This is a genomic window from Collinsella sp. An307 (genome assembly GCF_002161805.1).
Classification (GTDB): domain Bacteria; phylum Actinomycetota; class Coriobacteriia; order Coriobacteriales; family Coriobacteriaceae; genus Coprousia.
On sequence record NZ_NFIP01000005.1, the window covers coordinates 36,978 to 53,750 of the forward strand.

14 protein-coding genes are annotated in these 16,773 nt (G+C 62.7%); 7 read left to right on the top strand and 7 right to left on the bottom strand.

The features are described 5' to 3' along the window. Positions 1-231 precede the first annotated feature (231 nt). The 4 genes from B5F89_RS05285 to B5F89_RS05300 all read right to left on the bottom strand — a co-directional run bounded on the left by B5F89_RS05285 (position 232) and on the right by B5F89_RS05300 (position 3,932). Positions 232-1,242, bottom strand: coding sequence for a HAMP domain-containing sensor histidine kinase (locus B5F89_RS05285; RefSeq protein WP_087430758.1), 1,011 nt, complete (start codon positions 1,240-1,242; stop codon positions 232-234). Positions 1,243-1,277: 35 nt separating this feature from the next. Beyond that, positions 1,278-2,081, bottom strand: coding sequence for a hypothetical protein (locus tag B5F89_RS05290; RefSeq protein ID WP_087430759.1), 804 nt, complete (start codon positions 2,079-2,081; stop codon positions 1,278-1,280). A 6-nt stretch (positions 2,082-2,087) separates the two neighbouring features. Then, complete coding sequence (locus B5F89_RS05295; RefSeq protein WP_087430760.1) at positions 2,088-3,065, bottom strand: ATP-binding cassette domain-containing protein; 978 nt, start codon at positions 3,063-3,065, stop codon at positions 2,088-2,090. Positions 3,066-3,173: 108 nt separating this feature from the next. Continuing rightward, positions 3,174-3,932 (bottom strand): response regulator transcription factor, encoded by a 759-nt coding sequence (locus B5F89_RS05300; protein WP_087430761.1) that lies wholly within the window; start codon positions 3,930-3,932, stop codon positions 3,174-3,176. 188 nt (positions 3,933-4,120) lie between these two features. Between B5F89_RS05300 and B5F89_RS05305 the strand changes: the two genes are divergently transcribed. From B5F89_RS05305 to B5F89_RS05315, 3 genes are all read left to right on the top strand, one after another. Next, entirely contained in the window at positions 4,121-4,828 is a 708-nt protein-coding gene (locus B5F89_RS05305) for a response regulator transcription factor (protein WP_239286683.1), read from the top strand. 41 nt (positions 4,829-4,869) lie between these two features. Next, complete coding sequence (locus B5F89_RS05310) at positions 4,870-6,435, top strand: HAMP domain-containing sensor histidine kinase (protein ID WP_239286684.1); 1,566 nt, start codon at positions 4,870-4,872, stop codon at positions 6,433-6,435. Positions 6,436-6,511: 76 nt separating this feature from the next. Next, the gene (locus B5F89_RS05315; RefSeq protein ID WP_087430762.1) at positions 6,512-7,669 is read left to right on the top strand and encodes an Mbeg1-like protein; all 1,158 of its coding nucleotides are present in this window, start codon (positions 6,512-6,514) and stop codon (positions 7,667-7,669) included. Here B5F89_RS05315 and B5F89_RS05320 read toward each other — a convergent pair. Next, positions 7,666-9,144 carry an ATP-binding cassette domain-containing protein gene (locus B5F89_RS05320; protein WP_087430763.1) on the bottom strand — a complete coding sequence of 493 codons (1,479 nt, stop codon included), beginning with the start codon at positions 9,142-9,144 and terminating at the stop codon, positions 7,666-7,668. The two genes, B5F89_RS05315 and B5F89_RS05320, sit on opposite strands and share 4 nt — an antisense overlap. 444 nt (positions 9,145-9,588) lie before the next feature. On the opposite strand from B5F89_RS05320, the gene pstB reads away from it, so the two are divergent. From pstB to htpG, 4 genes are all read left to right on the top strand, one after another. Continuing rightward, entirely contained in the window at positions 9,589-10,335 is a 747-nt protein-coding gene (gene pstB / locus B5F89_RS05325) for a phosphate ABC transporter ATP-binding protein PstB (RefSeq protein WP_087430880.1), read from the top strand. Between the two features lie 51 nt (positions 10,336-10,386). Beyond that, positions 10,387-11,067, top strand: a complete 681-nt coding sequence (locus B5F89_RS05330) for a response regulator transcription factor (RefSeq protein WP_087430764.1) — start codon at positions 10,387-10,389, stop codon at positions 11,065-11,067. Positions 11,068-11,091: 24 nt separating this feature from the next. After that, positions 11,092-12,516: an ATP-binding protein gene (locus tag B5F89_RS05335; RefSeq protein WP_087430765.1), complete on the top strand. Its 1,425-nt coding sequence runs from the start codon at positions 11,092-11,094 to the stop codon at positions 12,514-12,516. 178 nt (positions 12,517-12,694) lie between these two features. Beyond that, entirely contained in the window at positions 12,695-14,728 is a 2,034-nt protein-coding gene (htpG, locus tag B5F89_RS05340; protein WP_087430766.1) for a molecular chaperone HtpG, read from the top strand. A gap of 153 nt (positions 14,729-14,881) precedes the next feature. On the opposite strand, the gene B5F89_RS05345 is transcribed toward htpG, so the two are convergent. Both B5F89_RS05345 and vsr read right to left on the bottom strand, forming a co-directional pair. Then, positions 14,882-15,313: a GNAT family N-acetyltransferase gene (locus tag B5F89_RS05345; protein ID WP_158098423.1), complete on the bottom strand. Its 432-nt coding sequence runs from the start codon at positions 15,311-15,313 to the stop codon at positions 14,882-14,884. A 533-nt stretch (positions 15,314-15,846) separates the two neighbouring features. Then, positions 15,847-16,698 (bottom strand): DNA mismatch endonuclease Vsr, encoded by an 852-nt coding sequence (gene vsr, locus B5F89_RS05350; protein ID WP_087430768.1) that lies wholly within the window; start codon positions 16,696-16,698, stop codon positions 15,847-15,849. Positions 16,699-16,773: the final 75 nt, after the last annotated feature.

Consider the following 16,773-nt stretch of genomic DNA (forward strand, 5'->3'; position numbering starts at 1 on the left):
CTTCGCTCCCTGTGTGTGCGCTTGTAACGCCTCATGTGCATCTGTCACACCCCGTGTGCATCTGTCACGCTATATGCCTGATGAAGCGTTACCGATGCACATAAAGTGTGACGGATGCACACGGTCCGTGCAAAGTGCACACGCAGCGTGACGAATGCACATGCAGCGTGACGAATGCACACGCAGCGTGACGAATGCACACGCAGCGTTACGAATTCGCAAACAGCGCACCTATGCCGCGGGCAGCGCGACCGTGATGGCGAGCGTGTTGCCCGTCGTCTCGGCAAAGACGGTACCGTCCATGGCGTCCACGAGGCGTGCTACAATGGCGAGGCCGAGCCCCGTCCCCTCGCCTGTGCGCGCGGCGTCGCTGCGGTAGAAACGGTCGAAAAGTCGCGCCGCGTCGATGCGCGAGGCATCTGCCACCGGGTTTTTGAAACGTATCGTCACGCAATCTGCTGGTAAGGTCGCATCCGCTGTGCCGACGGCGCGTGCGAGCTCTCTGCCTGTGGGCGCGCCGCCGTCTGCCGGTGTCGCAGCGGCGACTTCACGTGCAACCTCCACTGTCGGCGCGCCCGTACCGTGCCGCAGGGTATTGACAGTGAGGTTCATGAGCACGCGTCCAAGCGCCTCGCGGTTGGCGAGTGCACGGACGCTCTCGCCGATTTCGACGCAGCGGATTATCGGCTCCCAGCCGCGGGCGGTAAGGTCGGGGTAGAACGAGAGGAGCGCCTCAGAAAGCGCAGGCATGACCTCCACGGGTTCGGTCGCGAGGGTAAAATCCGGGTCGTTCGCCCGTGCATACTCAAAGAGGCCGTCCACCAGCTCGCGCATGGTGCCCAGGCGCTCGGTTGCCTGGGTGCGGTAACGAGTGGCCTCCTCCTCGTTCTCGGCGCGCTCAGCGAGCTGGAGGTACCCCTGGGCACCGGCGAGCGGCGTGCGGATATCGTGGCTGAGCGATGCGAGGTCCTGCTGGAAGGCGCCCTTCGCACGCTCGGCGGCGATGCGTTCCCCCTCGGTTCGGTCGAACTCGGCGTTCAGCGCCTGAGCAAGCTGTGTGAGGCCGGCACTTCGCACATGTAACCTGATGCGTGCGTTGCTGGAGCCTCGGTCGGCGCGCGTCTCGACGAGGCGGGCGATGCGTGCGAGTTCGCGATCGCGTGCGAGAAGGAGGAGGCCGCAGAGCGCACCCGCCGCGCCGAGAACGGCTACGAGAATCAAAAGTATCGTCTGCACCTCCATGGGCACCTCCCCGTCCCTAGGTGATATTTTGCCACCTACAGCGTTTTGCGGCGGAAGACAATCCAGCCGAGCGCGCCCGCTGCGATTGCCCAGCCCACGGCGACGAGCGCGGTGTGCACGAGCGCACCCGCATCCCCGGCGACGAAGGACGTGCCGTTGCCGAGTCCCATCGCCTGTCTGTAGAGCATGTTGTCGATAGCAAATTGCGCCAGGTCTGTTGCCGGTGGTAGGAAGGCCGCGACCATGCCAAAGAGCAACATGAACCCGTTGCCTACGATGCCGAGGCCCACGAACATGGTGCTCACCCAGGCGAGCGTTTCCCCGCGGGAGAGGATGGCGCAGAGGGTGCAGACGACGGTGTAGGTAAACCCGACGAGCGATGCCAGGCTCCACCACATGAGCAACTGCGATATGTTCGTGACGCTCTCAACGCGCATGCCGAGCATCCAAGGGATGAGCCCGAAGCAGACGAGCATGACGCCCGGAAGAACGAGTGCAAACAACGCGCCAACTGCGATTTTTGAGGCGATGTAACCGCTTCGGGCGCCACCGCCGACGAGTACGGTTTTGAACCCGCTCGCCTTCCAATCGCTTGCGACCAGATACGTGGGAGCGTAGGAGGCAAGCAGAGGCAGAAAGCCAGAAAGGAAGGCTATCTCTGCCGTGACATCAAGCGCGTTGGGAAAATCTACCGTAGAAATCGGCTTGCCCGCGCTAAGCGCGATGACTATGTTCACCCCGACGAAGAACAGGCAGAAACCGACGATAAAGAGTAAAACACCCACCGTCACACCCGAGTGGTGCAGGCGGTAGAGGTCGGCGCGCAGGAAGTTCAGCATCGCCCATCACCTACCTTTCCGAGAGAAGCGGCCGGCGGTGCGGCTCGCGGCATTGCCGGACGTGGTGCCGGTATCGCCTACGTCGTGGCCGCCCATGAGCTTCACAAAGAACGCCTCACGGTCGCCCTCTGTGCGGTGCAGGTCGGTAAGCGCAATGCCCTCGCTCATGAGGACCTCGCCCACACGTGCAGTGTCCACGTCGCCGTCGATGCGCAGGGTGTTGTCCGGCATCATCTGAATACATCCGCCGCGGACGCGCTCAGTGAGCGTCGCGAGGGCGCGTTCTGGCTCAGTGCAGCTGAGGGAAAGGTAGCTCGCACACTCCTCCTCCACGGCGGCTGCTGTCAGCTCCCGCACCATGTGGCCGTCGCGGATGATGCCGTAGCAGGTACACATGCGCTCGAGCTGGTCGAGTACGTGCGAGCTGATGAGCACCGTCACGCCGCGCTCGCGGTTGAGACGCACGATCAATGTGCGGATTGCACGCGCCGCGTCCGGGTCGAGGCCGTTCAGCGGTTCGTCCAGCATAAGCACGCTTGGGTTGCCCATGAGGGCGAGCGCGATGCCAAGACGCTGCTTCATGCCCATGGAGAAACGCTTGGCTTTCTGCCGTCCCGTATCGGCGAGGCCAACCGCGTGAAGCAGCTCTTGGCAGGTTTGCTTGGCGTCCACGATGCCAAGGGTGAGTGCCTTTACCATGAGGTTGTCACGTGCGGACAGGCTAGGGTAGATTCCGGGGTTCTCGATGAGCGTGCCTACCGCCGGATGCGCCTCACAGGGCGCAAGCGAGGCGCCTAGCACGTTCACCTCGCCTGCGGTTGCGGGCATGAGCCCTGCCACGATTTTCATGGTGGTGGACTTGCCTGAACCGTTCTTGCCAATGAACCCGTAGATTTCGCCGCGTCCCACGGTAAGGTTGAGGCTGCGGAGGGCCCGCTTACCGCGGAATGTCTTCTCGAGCACGTGCGTCTCGATGGCGTTCATGGTCGCATCTCCTTTCACTCGACGTTCATCTTGGCATAGAAGATACGGACCGTGCTGCAAGAAGATGCCAGCAAACCTGCAAGATTGTTGCAAGATTGGGCCCGTTTGCTAGCGACGCAGCTTGAAACCGATGCCCCAGACCGTCTCGATATGGACATCAGCGCCCAACGCCTTAAGCTTGGAGCGAAGGTTGCCCATGTGGGTGACGACGGTTTTCTCGTCCGCAACGGTGGGGATGAGCGCGGGGTCGTCGGTGCAGCAGAGTGTGTAGAGTTCGCGCTTGGTGAAGACGCGGTCTGGGTGTTCCATGAGCGTGGCGAGAAGATCGAACTCGGTGCGGGTCAGCCTGACAGGTGCGCCTGCCACCGTGAACGTGCGAGTCTCAGGCGAGAGGCGCCAGGTGCCAAAGGCGAGCACACGCTCCTCAGGGTCTGTAGCGCGCTCGTCTTCGCATCCGTGCGTGGTCGTTGCGCCGCCTTGCGCGCGTCTAAAGAGCGCTTCTGCACGGGCGGCAAGTTCATCGAGGTCAAAGGGTTTGACGAGGTAATCGTCCGCACCGGTGCGCAGGAGTGCCACCCGGTCAGACACCGCGCCTTTGGCCGAGGTCACGATGATCGGAATGTCTCCGAGCCGCGCGCGTGCAAACGGCACGAGCTCCTCGCCGGGCATGCCGGGCAACATGAGGTCGGTGATGATGAGGTTAAAACCGGTTCCACGCACGCAGTCCCGCGTCGCCTCCTCAATAACGAGCCTAGCCTCGCTTCCCGAGAAGACGGGCACACTGGTATAGCCCTCCTGATTAAGAAAGGTGCATACAATCTCGTTTAGGCTGGCGTCGTCTTCTACCACGAGCACGCGTCCGGCCATGTTTCCTCCTGAGTTGTTATGTGCGGAGCAGTCGGCATCATGCTAGCACGCCGGTCCTCTGCTGGTCGGCTCCCTCTGGGGGGTTTTGCTTATCTAGCGGGCCTTGGCTTAACGCTAGCTTAATTTCTGCAATGCCCGGCACCCGTCCGGCTTCGCTGGGCATAATGGGGGCCAGGGAAGGAGTGCCCGTGAATACTCAGCACACACCGCGCGTCCTTGTCGTCGACGACGAGCGCGCCATCACCGATCTGGTCGGAATCTACCTCAAAAACGAGGGATACGAGGTGACGCTCGCCTATAACGGGGCGGACGCTGCTCGCGCCATCCTCACGCAGGAATTCGACCTTGCCCTTCTCGACATCATGCTGCCCGACATCGACGGGTTCGAGCTGTTGCGCACCGTACGCGCAAACCACACCTATCCGGTCATCATGCTCACCGCGCGCGATGCCCAGTCCGACAAGATCGAGGGGCTCTCGCTGGGGGCAGATGACTACGTGGTAAAGCCGTTTAGGCCGCTAGAGCTTGTTGCCCGCGTCAAAGCGCAGCTCAGGCGCTATACGAGCTACGGCACGCGCGACCAGGCAGAAGAGGCGGTCCTAAACGTCAACGGACTATCCATCAACCGCGACGCCCGCCAGGTGACGGTGGACGGGAAGCCCGTGCGCACCACACCGCTCGAGTACGCGATTCTGCTGTATCTGGTCGAGCACCGCGGCAAGGTCGTTCCCGTGGAGGAGCTCTTTGCCGCCGTGTGGAAAGAGCAGTTCATGGCGGGGTCCAACAACACCGTCATGGTGCACATCCGCCACCTGCGCGAGAAGATCGGCGACGACGCGGCCAATCCGCGTTTCATTCGCAACATTTGGGGCGTCGGGTATACCATCGACGCGTAGGCGAGCAACGCGACGCTTGGCGCGAGACGGGGGTGCAGCGCATGGCGAACAAGATCTGGGCGGACCGGCGTGAGGCCCACGCACCGGTGAATCCGGTTACGGGCGAGCCGCGGCGTGCAGACAGCGCCGCTGCGCACGAACAGGTGCCGGCAGAAGCGCCCGCGCCAAGCGAGGCGTCCGCGCAGCGCGTTACGGCAGACGGAGCGGCTTCGTTTTGGGATGACGATACACCCGCCCGTCTCTCGGTGCCGTCCCCTGCTGCTACCCAAGCTGCGGGCGCGGCGCCGGTGAGCGGTGCTGCCTCGGAGTCGTTTGTCGATCGTGTGGACGAGGAGCTCGCCCCCAAGACCCTGCTCGAGCACCTGAGCGCGCTCATGGGTAACCGAGCGTTTTCCATCTGCATGCTCTTTGTGGTGCTGCTTGTGGTGGTCGGCCCCGATCAGCTGCTGCTTTTTGTGGTGCTGCTGTTTTTGGGCTACCTGCTTATCGATCGCTTCCCGCCGGTGCGCCGCTGCGTCATCATGGGCGGAGCGGCCTGGCTCGCCACGCTCCTGGTGGGCTTCATCGTTTCAGAGAGCGTGACCGCCCCCATCGTCTTTGGCCTCGACCACGTGTTCATGATTGGTGGCTTTTTGCTTGCCGTCGCCGTGTGCGGGGCGTATTTTGCCGGGCGCTCTATGTACCGCTACGGCTACGACCGTGGGCAGGAGGAGGCCGACCACGTTATCTCTGCGCACATCGTTGACCGGCTGATCGAGCATCGCGACAACTGGGACGAGCTCGACGGGAGCTTCCTCGAGGTGGAGAGCGCGGTCAACCGCGTGCGCGAGAGCGAGCGCAAGGCGGAACAGGCGCTGCGTGACGATGCTGCCCGCAAAGACGACCTCGTCACCTACCTCGCCCACGACCTCAAGACGCCGCTCGCAAGTGTGGTGGGCTATCTTTCGCTGCTGGAGGAAGCACCCGACCTGCCGCTTGAGCAGCGTGCTCATTTCTGCGGCATCGCGCTCGAGAAGGCGCGGCGCCTCGATGCCCTTATCGAGGAGTTTTTCGATATCACGCGCTTCGACTTCCACGATATGGTGCTCACGCGCGGCTACGTGGACCTCTCGCTGTTGCTCGCGCAGGTGGTGGACGAGTTCTACCCAACGCTTTCCGCCCAGAACAAGGATGCCGAGGTCGATGTGCCGGAGGGGCTCTCGGTGCTGGTCGATGCGGACAAGATGGCGCGCGTGTTCAACAACGTCATGAAAAACGCCATCGCCTACAGCTACGAGGGCTCGACGATTCGTGTGAGCGCCCGTCGCCTGGGCACATCGTTGGCTGCGGCTTCCGCCTCTCAGCCGTCGGGCGATGCCGCCACGGTCGCTCATGCCGAGGGGCCGGTTGAGATTCGCTTCGAGAACCAGGGCGACCCCATTCCCGCCCCCAAGCTCAAGGTGATCTTCGAGAAGTTCTATCGTCTCGATGCCGCGCGTGCCACCAACCACGGCGGGGCTGGCTTGGGGCTTGCCATTGCCAAGGAGATTGTGACGGCGCACGGCGGCACCATCTCCTGCGAATCGTCGCCCGAGCACACTGTGTTTATCATCGTCCTGCCGGCGTAGCGCCACTGCATCTGTCCGCGCATGTTTGGGTACAAGCGGCTACAAGTGCACGGTGTTTGTTGAAAGGTCCCCGTCGGTGGCGAATGTCTTTGAATATCTCGGTTACGAGCTCGCCTCATTTGACGAGCGACCGGTGAATGCCGTCGACGCGGCAATTTTCTCGCAGGCTGCCATGATCGACGGGGCGGGCATTGTACCCTCCGTCCCGCGTACGCCTGCGGCGCTCTCGCGGCTGCGCACGCTGGTTGCGCCCGCCGCGCTTCGCGCCGCACGGTTTGAGGACCTGGCGCGTGCCGAGCGCTTCGACGCGATGTTCACGGGGTTTGTGCCCGAGGACCTCAAGAAACTCCTCTTTGCCCTCATCGCGAGTCCGCGCTTTCGCGACATGCGGCTCATAGGCTACAAGGCGACTTTTGACGAGACAACGCATGCGCAGTTCTCCGCGACGACGTATCTGTGGCGCGATAGCCTGGCGTTTATTGCCTTCCGCGGAACCGATACTTCCTTCTGCGGCTGGCGCGAGAATTTCGACATGACCTACAAGCCCGTGGTGCGCGCACAGCGCCTTGCGCGCTTCTATCTAGAGACCATGGCGGCACATCTACCGTGTCCCCTTGTGGTGTGCGGCCACTCCAAGGGCGGCAACCTTGCGCTTTTTGCCGCGCTTACCGCCGCGCCCAAGGTGCAGTCCCGCATCGAACATGTGTGGGCGCTGGATGCACCGGGGTTCAAGGCGGGGGTGTTTGACGAGGGCGCCTACCGTCCGCTCGAGGGCCGCATTACGCGCATTGTGCCGCAGGACTCCATCGTAGGGATGCTGCTCGAGCACCATGGCGGCGAGCGCTGCGTGGAGAGCTTTGCCGCGGGGCTCGACGAGCATTCCATCTTCTCGTGGGAGACCTATGGCGAGGACTTTGTGGCGCGCGAGCGGGTGAACGACGCCTCTCAGGCGCTCCGTGCGGTGGCCGCCGAGTGGCTCGCGAGCATGGACGATGCCCGCAAGGAGCAGGTAGTAGAGGCGATTTTTGCCGCTATTGCCGTGAGTGGAGCCAAAAGCGCGGCGGAGATCTTTGCGGGCGGGCCGGAGCTCGGCCGTGCAGCGGCGCGAGCACTGCGCGAGCTCGATCCCGACGAGCGGGATCTGCTCACGCAGGAGTTTGGCAACCTCGCCGGTATCGTGGCGCGCCGCGTTGGGCAGGATGTGGCGAGCGCGCTTTTCGACTGGATGGGTTAGCTGCCCTCGCGCACCCGGCCTGCGCGTACTTCCCACGTGCGTGTGGTGCAAGCGTTAAGAAACGCCCGATCATGGCTTACCAGCAAAAGTGCGCCGGGGTAGGCGGCGAGCGCCCGCTCGAGCGCCTCGGTTGAATGCAGGTCAAGGTGGTTGGTCGGCTCGTCCATGATGATGAGGACGGGGTGGTCGAGCATTCCCGCCGCGAGCATGAGCTTGCGCAGCTCGCCGGGGCTTGTGCGCGCACCTATGAGGATGCGGTCGGGGTCTGAGTTGAGTTGCGCCACGGTCGAGAGCACCTGCCCGCGCGCGGTGGTGGAGAGCGCCCGGATGCTCTTAAGCACACGCTTGCGCTCTGCAGGCGTTGGCTCCTGTGGGATATCGAGCACGGTGAGGTCCGGCGCAAGGAGCGTGCGGATGTGCGCGAGAAGCGTCGACTTGCCGGCGCCGTTGGGTCCCACGATGGCAATGTGGTCGGTGTTGCCTACAAAGAACTCAGGGATTGCGAGCGTGCCCGGCCCGCAGGGTATCTCCGTGGGCGCGATATGCACGAGGGTCTTGCGCGGGCACGGATGAGCGTCCAGCCAGAGGTCTCCGTCGTAGCGCTTGGCCACGTACGCTGCGGCAACCCGCTTCTGAGCTGCCTCCATACGCGCCCCCATCTGGGCAGAGAGGCGTCCGCGGGCGCCGTCTTGTCCAGTGTAGACGGCAAGGTCGATCTTGGCCTTTGCCGATTTGTCCTTAGGGTCGAGCCTGCGCTTGCTGCGCCGCGCATCTGCGCGCGCTGCCTCATGCTCGCGGCGGTCGCGCTCCTGAGCCAGGCGGGCGAGTTCGTCTTTGGCGCTTTTGCGTTCCCGAGTGAGGCTTTCGCGCTCAAGCGCTGCCTGGGCGTGCGCCGCCGTGTAGCCTCCCGGTCTCACGACGATACCGCCGTTCTCAAATGAGACGCAGCGCTCGGCGAGCGCATCCAAAAGAGCGCGGTCGTGGCTCACCAAGATGCCGATACCCCGAAAGCGTGCGAGTGCCCGGGTAAGCTCGCCGCGGGCGTCGCCGTCGAGGTGGTTGGTCGGCTCGTCTGCCACCAGCACGTCGGGACGGCGCCAAAGTGCCACGGCGATCTGAATCTTTTTGCGCTCGCCGCAGGATAGCTCGGCAAAGCGCCAGGGCATGTCGTCTTCGATCCTAAAGATCTCGCGTAGCTCGCGCGCCTCGCGGCCATAGTCGGCAGCAAAATCAAAGAGCCCGTCTGGCTCGTCATCGACCTCCTGCGCGCAGAGCACCGAGACGAGCCCCGAGGTCACGCTTCCGCGCTCGGGCACAATCTCGCTTGTTGCGATGCGCGCGAGCGTTGTCTTGCCGCAACCGTTGTCACCTAATAGTCCCGTCCAACCGCGGGGGAAGGTGACCGACACGTCTTGCAAGAGGGGAGCAGGCGCAGCAGGGTAGGTGTAAGTGATATGAGAAAGCACGAGTTGCATGGGCATCTCCTAACGTAGGCGCCGCGCACCGCAGGGTGCGCCGAACGCTTGGGGAACAGATGAGAGATGTCTAGCGGATACGCAACCTCGTAAACCTTTCTGCCGCAGGGGCCGCACGTCGCATGCACGGCAAATCCGCTTCAGTATAGCTCAGGCCAGACGCGGATGCGGTTGCATATTTTGACCCCGTCCCCAAATGAGCGCATCATGTGCGGTGTGCCTTACACTTCCCTAACATGTCTCTTTCAGCTGCCTGAACTCGGACGCGTACCATCAAGCGAGCTATCACGCTTGATATGGGCGCCCTGGGCGCGCATAACGTTTGGAGGTACTCAGGTGGATACTGCTGAGCAGAGCTGGGCGGCAGAGGTCGAGGCGGCGGCAGCGCGCGAGCGGGGCGAAGTCGTACCCCCGGCAGCTGGCGATGCCAAGCCGGAGCATCCGGTGCGCCTGTCGGTGCAAAACCTCGACCTGTTCTACGGCGACTTCCATGCGCTCAAGAACGTCTCCATCGACATCCGGGACCGAGAGGTGACCTCGTTCATCGGCCCCTCCGGCTGCGGCAAGTCAACGCTTCTGCGCACGCTGAACCGCATGAACGACCTCGTCAAGGGATGCCGCATCGAAGGCACGATCGAGCTCGACGGCGAGGATATCTACCAGGACTACAACGTCACCCGCCTACGCCAGCGCGTGGGCATGGTGTTCCAGCGCCCCAACCCCTTCCCTATGAGCATCTTCGACAACGTTGCCTATGGTCCGCGCGGGATGGGCATCAAGAGCAAAAGCGAGCTCGAGGGCATTGTTGAGGAGTCGCTGCGTCGCGCTGCCTTGTGGGACGAGGTAAAGGATAAGCTCAAGAGCTCCGGCATGGGTCTTTCGGGCGGTCAGCAGCAGCGCCTGTGCATTGCGCGTGCCATCGCCGTGCACCCCGAGGTCCTTCTCATGGACGAGCCCACCTCCGCTCTCGACCCCATCTCCACCCAGATGGTCGAGCAGCTCGCGCTTGAGCTCAAGGAGCACTACACGCTCGTTGTCGTTACCCACAACATGCAGCAGGCATCGCGCATCTCCGACTCCGTTGCCTTCTTCCTCTTGGGCGAGCTCGTGGAGCACGCGCCCACCGAGCAGCTCTTCGCCACGCCGCAAGACCAGCGCACGGCGGATTACCTGACGGGCCGATTCGGGTAAGATGGGAGCATGCCGGCTTTGGCACTCGGCAGATGAGAAGAGGATGGCACGATGATCTATTACGTCGAGGACGACGACAACATTCGCGGTCTTACGCTCTACGCGCTGCACCAGCAGGGTATAGAGGCCGAGGGCTTCGCTTCTGACAGCGAGTTCAAAGCTGCGGTGGCTCGTCGCGTTCCTGACGCCGTGCTGCTCGACATCATGCTTCCCGATACCGACGGCCTGGAGATCCTGCGCCGCCTGCGCGCCGACCAAGAGACCGCCACGGTTCCCATCATGATGCTCACCGCCAAGGATACCGAGCTCGACAAGGTGGTTGCGCTCGACGGCGGTGCGGACGACTACCTCACCAAGCCCTTCTCGCTCATGGAGCTCACGAGCCGTTGCCGCGCGCTTCTGCGCCGTGGCGGCATGACCAAGAAGGTGTCCGACGTGCTCTCCTCGGGTGGCATCGTGCTTTCGCCCAGCCATCGCGAGGTGAAGGTCGACGGCGAGGAGATCAAGCTGACGCTGCGCGAGTTTGACCTGCTCGAGTACCTTATGCGCAAACCCGGCGTGGTCTTTAGCCGCGAGGCCCTGCTGCAGAGCGTGTGGGGCTGGGACTTTGACGGCGGCTCGCGCACGGTCGATGTCCACGTGCAGACGCTCCGCCAAAAGCTCGGCGATCATGCCGGCTGTATCGAGACGGTCCGTGGCGTGGGTTACCGCTTTGCCGACCGCGCTGAGTAGCACCGCGTACCAGGCGGTCTGCCCATGAGCCCCTTTGGATCCAAGCGCACCCTTTCCAGACGCGTCTTTGGGACGGTCTTTGTAGTCGCGTTTGCGGCGATCGCGGTCTTCACGGTGGTGGGTTCGGCATTTCTGCAGAACAACCTCGCCCAGGTCACGCGCAGCGAGCTGCATGACGAGGCGGAGATCGTTGCGGCGGCGCTCGAAAGCACCGTGAACGACATCGCGGTGCTCGAGCGGGTGGACATCGACAACACGCGTCTCACCCTCATTGCGGAGGACGGCACCGTCATCTACGACAATCAGGAACCGGCGAGTCAGATGGAAAACCACGGGCAGCGCCCCGAGGTCATCGCCGCGCGCGAGACGGGCCACGGTTCCGACGAACGCGATTCCTCCACGCTCGGCGAGGTCATGCTCTACGAGGCGGTGCTGCTCGGTAACGGTCAGGTGGTGCGTATCGCGCAGGCCCAGGCGGGCGTGCTCTCCATCTTGCTGTCGTTTGTGGGCCCTTTGCTCATCATCGCCGCCGTGGTAATTGTCGTGTCGTTCTTTGCGGCGCGCCGCGAGTCGCGTGCCATCATTGCGCCTCTGCTCGACGTCGACCTCGACCACCCCAAGCGCAACATGGAGGCCGCCTATGCGGAGATGGTCCCCATGCTCGAGCGGATTGAGAGCCAGCGCCAAGAGCTCAAGCAGCAGATGCGCGTACTTGCCGATAACGATCGCATGCGCCGCGAGTTCACGGCCAACATCACCCACGAGCTCAAGACCCCGCTTACGACCATCTCCGGCTATGCGGAGCTTATCTCGTCTGACATGGTGGTCGACGAGGCGGACATCAAGGACTTTGGCAGCCGCATCTACCGCGAGGCGGGCCGTCTGACGTCGCTTGTGAACGACATCCTCACCCTGTCGAATCTGGATGAGGCGGAGCGCTCCGAATCGAACGATGCGGCAAGCGTGCTTGGCTCCACCGAGCCCGTCGACCTGCCGCGCATGCTCGAAACGGTGCAGCAACGCCTCGAGCACGTTGCGCATAAAGCGGACGTTGCGGTCTTTTTGGACGCCCATCCCGCCATGGTGATCGGCGTTCCGCGCCTGCTCGACGAGCTTGCCTACAACCTGGCGTCAAACGCCATCCGCTACAACCGGCCCGGTGGCTCGGTGGTGCTCTCGTGCGGCATCGAAGAGGGACGCCCCTTCATTCGTGTGGAAGACACCGGTATTGGCATTGCGCACGACGAGCAGGCAAAGATTTTCGAGCGTTTCTACCGTGTGGACAAGAGCCGCTCCAAGGCGCGCGGTGGTACCGGTCTGGGCCTTGCCATCGTCAAGCACGCCGCCGCCTTCCACGGCGCGACCATCGACCTCGAAAGCGAGCCCGATTGCGGCACGCGCATTACGGTCACTTTCCCGGTGCAGGTGCTGCCCTCTGTGTCTGAGTAACTGCTGGCACGAATGCTGTGCTGCGATGATGCTGTGATTAATAATCTAAGTCTTAGAGACTAAGGTTTTATGAGTGAGAATATGGGTACTATGGTGTGCGTTAACGAGATGTTGCGGTGAGGTGAGCGCTGCATAGCATGGGCGCCCTTGCCGACACGTCAACGGGAAGGACGTTTTCATGCGCAAGTTCAAGACAGAGAGCAAAAAGCTTCTCGACCTCATGATCAACTCGATCTACACCAACAAGGAAATCTTCTTGCGTGAGCTGATCTCCAACGCATCGGACGCGGTGGACAAACTCAACTTTAAGAGCCTGACGGACGAAAGCATGCACGTTGACCAGGCTGACCTGGCAATTCGTGTTTCGTTCGATCGCGATGCACGCACCATTACGGTTTCGGACAACGGCATCGGCATGACCGCCGAGGAGCTCGAGCGCAACCTGGGCACCATCGCCCACTCCGGTAGCGAGGAGTTCAAGACCGAGAACGCCGAGAGCCAGGGCGACGCGCTCGACATCATCGGCCAGTTTGGCGTGGGCTTCTACTCCGCCTTTATGGTCGCCAAGCGCGTGCGCGTGGTGTCGCGTGCCTTTGGTGAGGACGAGGCGCATGTGTGGGAGTCCGATGGCTTGGAGGGTTACACCATCGAGCCCGGCGAGCGCGCCGAGCACGGTACCGACGTCATCCTGACTCTGCGCGAGAACGTGCCGGGTGAGAACGGCGAGGAGGGCGAGAACTATGATCGCTACCTCTCTGAGTGGGGGCTCAAGGATCTCATCCGCCGCTACAGCAACTATGTGCGCTATCCCATTCAGATGATGGTGATGAAGTCTCGCCAGAAGCCCAAGCCCGAGGACGCCGGCGACAACTACAAGCCCGAGTACGAGGACTACGAGGAGCTTGAGACCATCAACTCCATGACGCCGATCTGGAAGAAGCGTCGCGAGGACGTTGAGGACGCCGACTACAACGAGTTCTACAAGTCGACCTTCCACGATTTCGAGGACCCCGCCCGCACCATCAGCTTCCATGCCGAGGGCGCCCTCGAGTACGATGCGCTCCTGTTTATCCCCGGGCGCGCGCCGTTTGACCTCTACAGCAAGGACTACGAGAAGGGCCTTGCGCTTTACAGCTCCAACGTCATGATTATGGAGAAGTGCGCCGACCTTCTGCCCGACTACTATAACTTCGTCCGCGGTGTGGTCGACTCCGCCGATGTGTCGCTCAACATTTCCCGTGAGACCCTGCAGCAGAACCGCCAGCTTCGCGCCATCGCGCGCCGTATCGAGAAGCGCGTGACGTCGGATCTGGAGGACATGCGCGATAACGCCCGCGAGGCGTACGAGAGGTTCTTTGAGAACTTTGGTCGCGGCCTCAAGTACGGCATCTACGCGAGCTATGGCGCAAAGGCCACCGAGCTTGCGGACCTGCTGCTCTTCTGGAGCGCCAAGGAGCAGAAGATGATTACGCTCGCCGAGTACGCTAAGGCGATGCCCGAGGGTCAGAAGGCCATCTACTTTGCCGCCGGCGACGACCGCGACCGTCTGTCCAAGATGCCGGTGGTGACGGGCGTGCTTGCGCGCGGCTTTGACGTGCTTCTGTGCACGCAGGATGTGGACGAGTTCACCTTCCAGTCCATGCGCGAGTATGTGGCGCGCGATATGCCGAAGGTCTATGAGGACGACGCAGCGCGCGAGGCTGCCGAGAAGGCCGTGGCAGATGGCGCCGAGCCTGAGCTCGAGGACCGCCATCTGGAGCTCAAGAACGTCGCGACGGGCGACTTGGACCTTGCATCTGAGGATGAGAAGAAGGAGGCCGAGGAGGCATCCAAGGAGCACGCCGACCTCTTTAGCGCTATGAAGGAGGCGCTCGGCGACCACGTCCAGAAGGTTTCGGTTTCCTCGCGTCTGGTCTCGGCCGATGACGCGCCCGCCTGCATTACTACCGAGGGCCCGCTCTCGCTCGAGATGGAGAAGGTCCTAAAGCGCGGTCCCGAGGGTGATGTCGAGGGCATGCCCACCGCCCAGCGCGTGCTCGAGCTCAATGCGAAGAGCCCGGTGTTTGCCAAGCTTGCTGCCGCTCAGGAGGCGGGTGACGCCGATAAGGTCAAGCTCTACACCGGCCTTCTCTACGACCAGGCGCTTCTGGTCGAAGGCATCCTGCCCGAGGATCCGGTGGCCTTTGCCAAGAACGTATGCGAGCTGATGTAGTCCGAATAGACTGACAATACGGACGGGACGGCCGCAAGGTCCCCCGCGAGTTCCGCAGAAAAAAGAGCCCCGCAGGGGCTCTTTTTTCGAGGACTGTCCGAAGCGGGGGACCTTGCGGCCGCCCCGCCCCATGGCGTGTCGCTTTGGCAGCGACTACAGCTTCATCGTGTAGTAGCGGTGATCAAAGACCATGCCCTCGCGCTCATAGAAGCGATGCGCGCCTTCGCGCCAGCAACTGGTCTCGAGCTCGATCTGGACACAGCCCGCCTTGCGCGCGGCGTCGCACCCGGCGCGGAAGAGCTCTTGCCCAATGCGTCCCCCGCGGCAGGCCGGGTCGACAACAAGTTCCAGAATACCTGCCACGCGTGCGGCGTGATGCAGCTGGTCTTCAAAGCGGATGTTGATAAGTCCCGCTGCCGGCGCGCCGGGCGTCTCGCGGGCAACCAAGCAGCAAAATGAGGGGTTTTCGAGCTGCGCCTCAAAGATTTCCTTGCAGCGCGCGTAATCGAGCTCGGTGTTCTCGAGAATGCACTCAAGTTCAATTACGCGGTCAGTGTCAGCAAGCGAAGCGTTCTCGATAATCACAGGTATTCCTTTCGCCCATATCAGCCAAAGCCCATTGTAGCGAAGCCTGGAGCATGAGCGTGAGGCGGCAAAAATGCAAGAAGCCGGCGCGTGGCCGGCTTCTCGCGAGTCGCTGTGGTACGTCCGTGGCTGCGGACAAAAGGAGAGCTACAGGTTAGCCGCATGGGCAAGAGGCAAGGTGTTGAGCGCCTCGAGTAGCTCGTCGCTCGAATGCAGGAGGTTTTGTATCTGGTCGCTCGAGCGAGCGGACGACGGCGGGGGAGAGCAGAGGAGGCAGGTTCTCTGTGTTGGGGGGAAGGAGAGGTTACCGGCACGGTCCTCACGGTATTGGGGTCGCCGTGCTAAGGCTGCATGTTGGGAGCTATGCATCGCAGCCTCCTCGCTCATCCGCCGGTGTCGCACGCGCGCCGGCTGCTGCGTTTCCGGTGCGCTGATGCCATTATCGCCAAGTTGCGACGGGCAATACTTATGGGTGAGTGAAGACTTACTTATATCGCCTTGAAGGGTTCGTGTATGGTGTGCTACCAGCAGATTTACGCGCTTGCGGCTTGAATCTGGGCGAGCACACGCTCCATGGTCTTGTCAATGTTGGTGCGTTTGAGCTCGCATTCCCAGATGGTGATGACCGTCCAGCCCGCCTCCTCAAGCGCCGCTACCGCAGCGCGATCGCGCTCAACGTTGCGGGCGAATTTTGCCTCCCAGAAGGCGGTGTTGCGCTTGGGAACGCTCGGGTGGCAGTGGGGGCAGCGATGCCAGAAGCAGCCGTTCACAAAGATGGCGATCTTGCGCCCGGGGAAGGCGATGTCGGGCCTGCCGGGCGCCTTGGCCCACTGCAGGCGGTATCCCGTGAGCCCAGCGGCGCGCAGACGCTGGCGTACGAGCAGCTCGGGCTTAGTGTTGGCGCGCTTATTGCCCTTCATGGACTTGCGGATGGCGGCGCGGCGGCGGACGAGTTCTCCCTCGACCGCGTGCTCGGCATCGTCTCCTTTTGCAAGGGCCTCTACAAGGCCGGTGTCCGCGGGCATCCAAGCAAGCTCGCCGAGGCGCTCGCGCTCGACCCAGCGCAGGCCGAGCTGCCGGTCGGAGAGGCGCGGGCTTCCTGCGGTAATCTCGCAGAAGTAGCACTCCATCGAAAGGTGGAAATCGGGATAATCGTATTCGACGGTATAGAACGCCTGCAGGTTCTCGACGGTAACATCGAGTTCCTCGGCAAGTTCGCGCCGGCAGGCGTCCTCGGGTGTCTCGCCGCGCTCGACCTTGCCGCCGGGGAATTCCCACAGGCCGCGCATCTCTCCGTAGCCGCGTTGCACGGCGAGCACCTCGGACGTAGCGGACGATTCGGCCGTGCGGCGGATGATGCCGGCGGCAACATGTATCGTCTTCAAGGTACTCACCTCCCGCCGGCGCTGAATCTTTTAGGTTCCGAGGTCCTATGCTAGCAAAATCGTATCGCCGCCGCC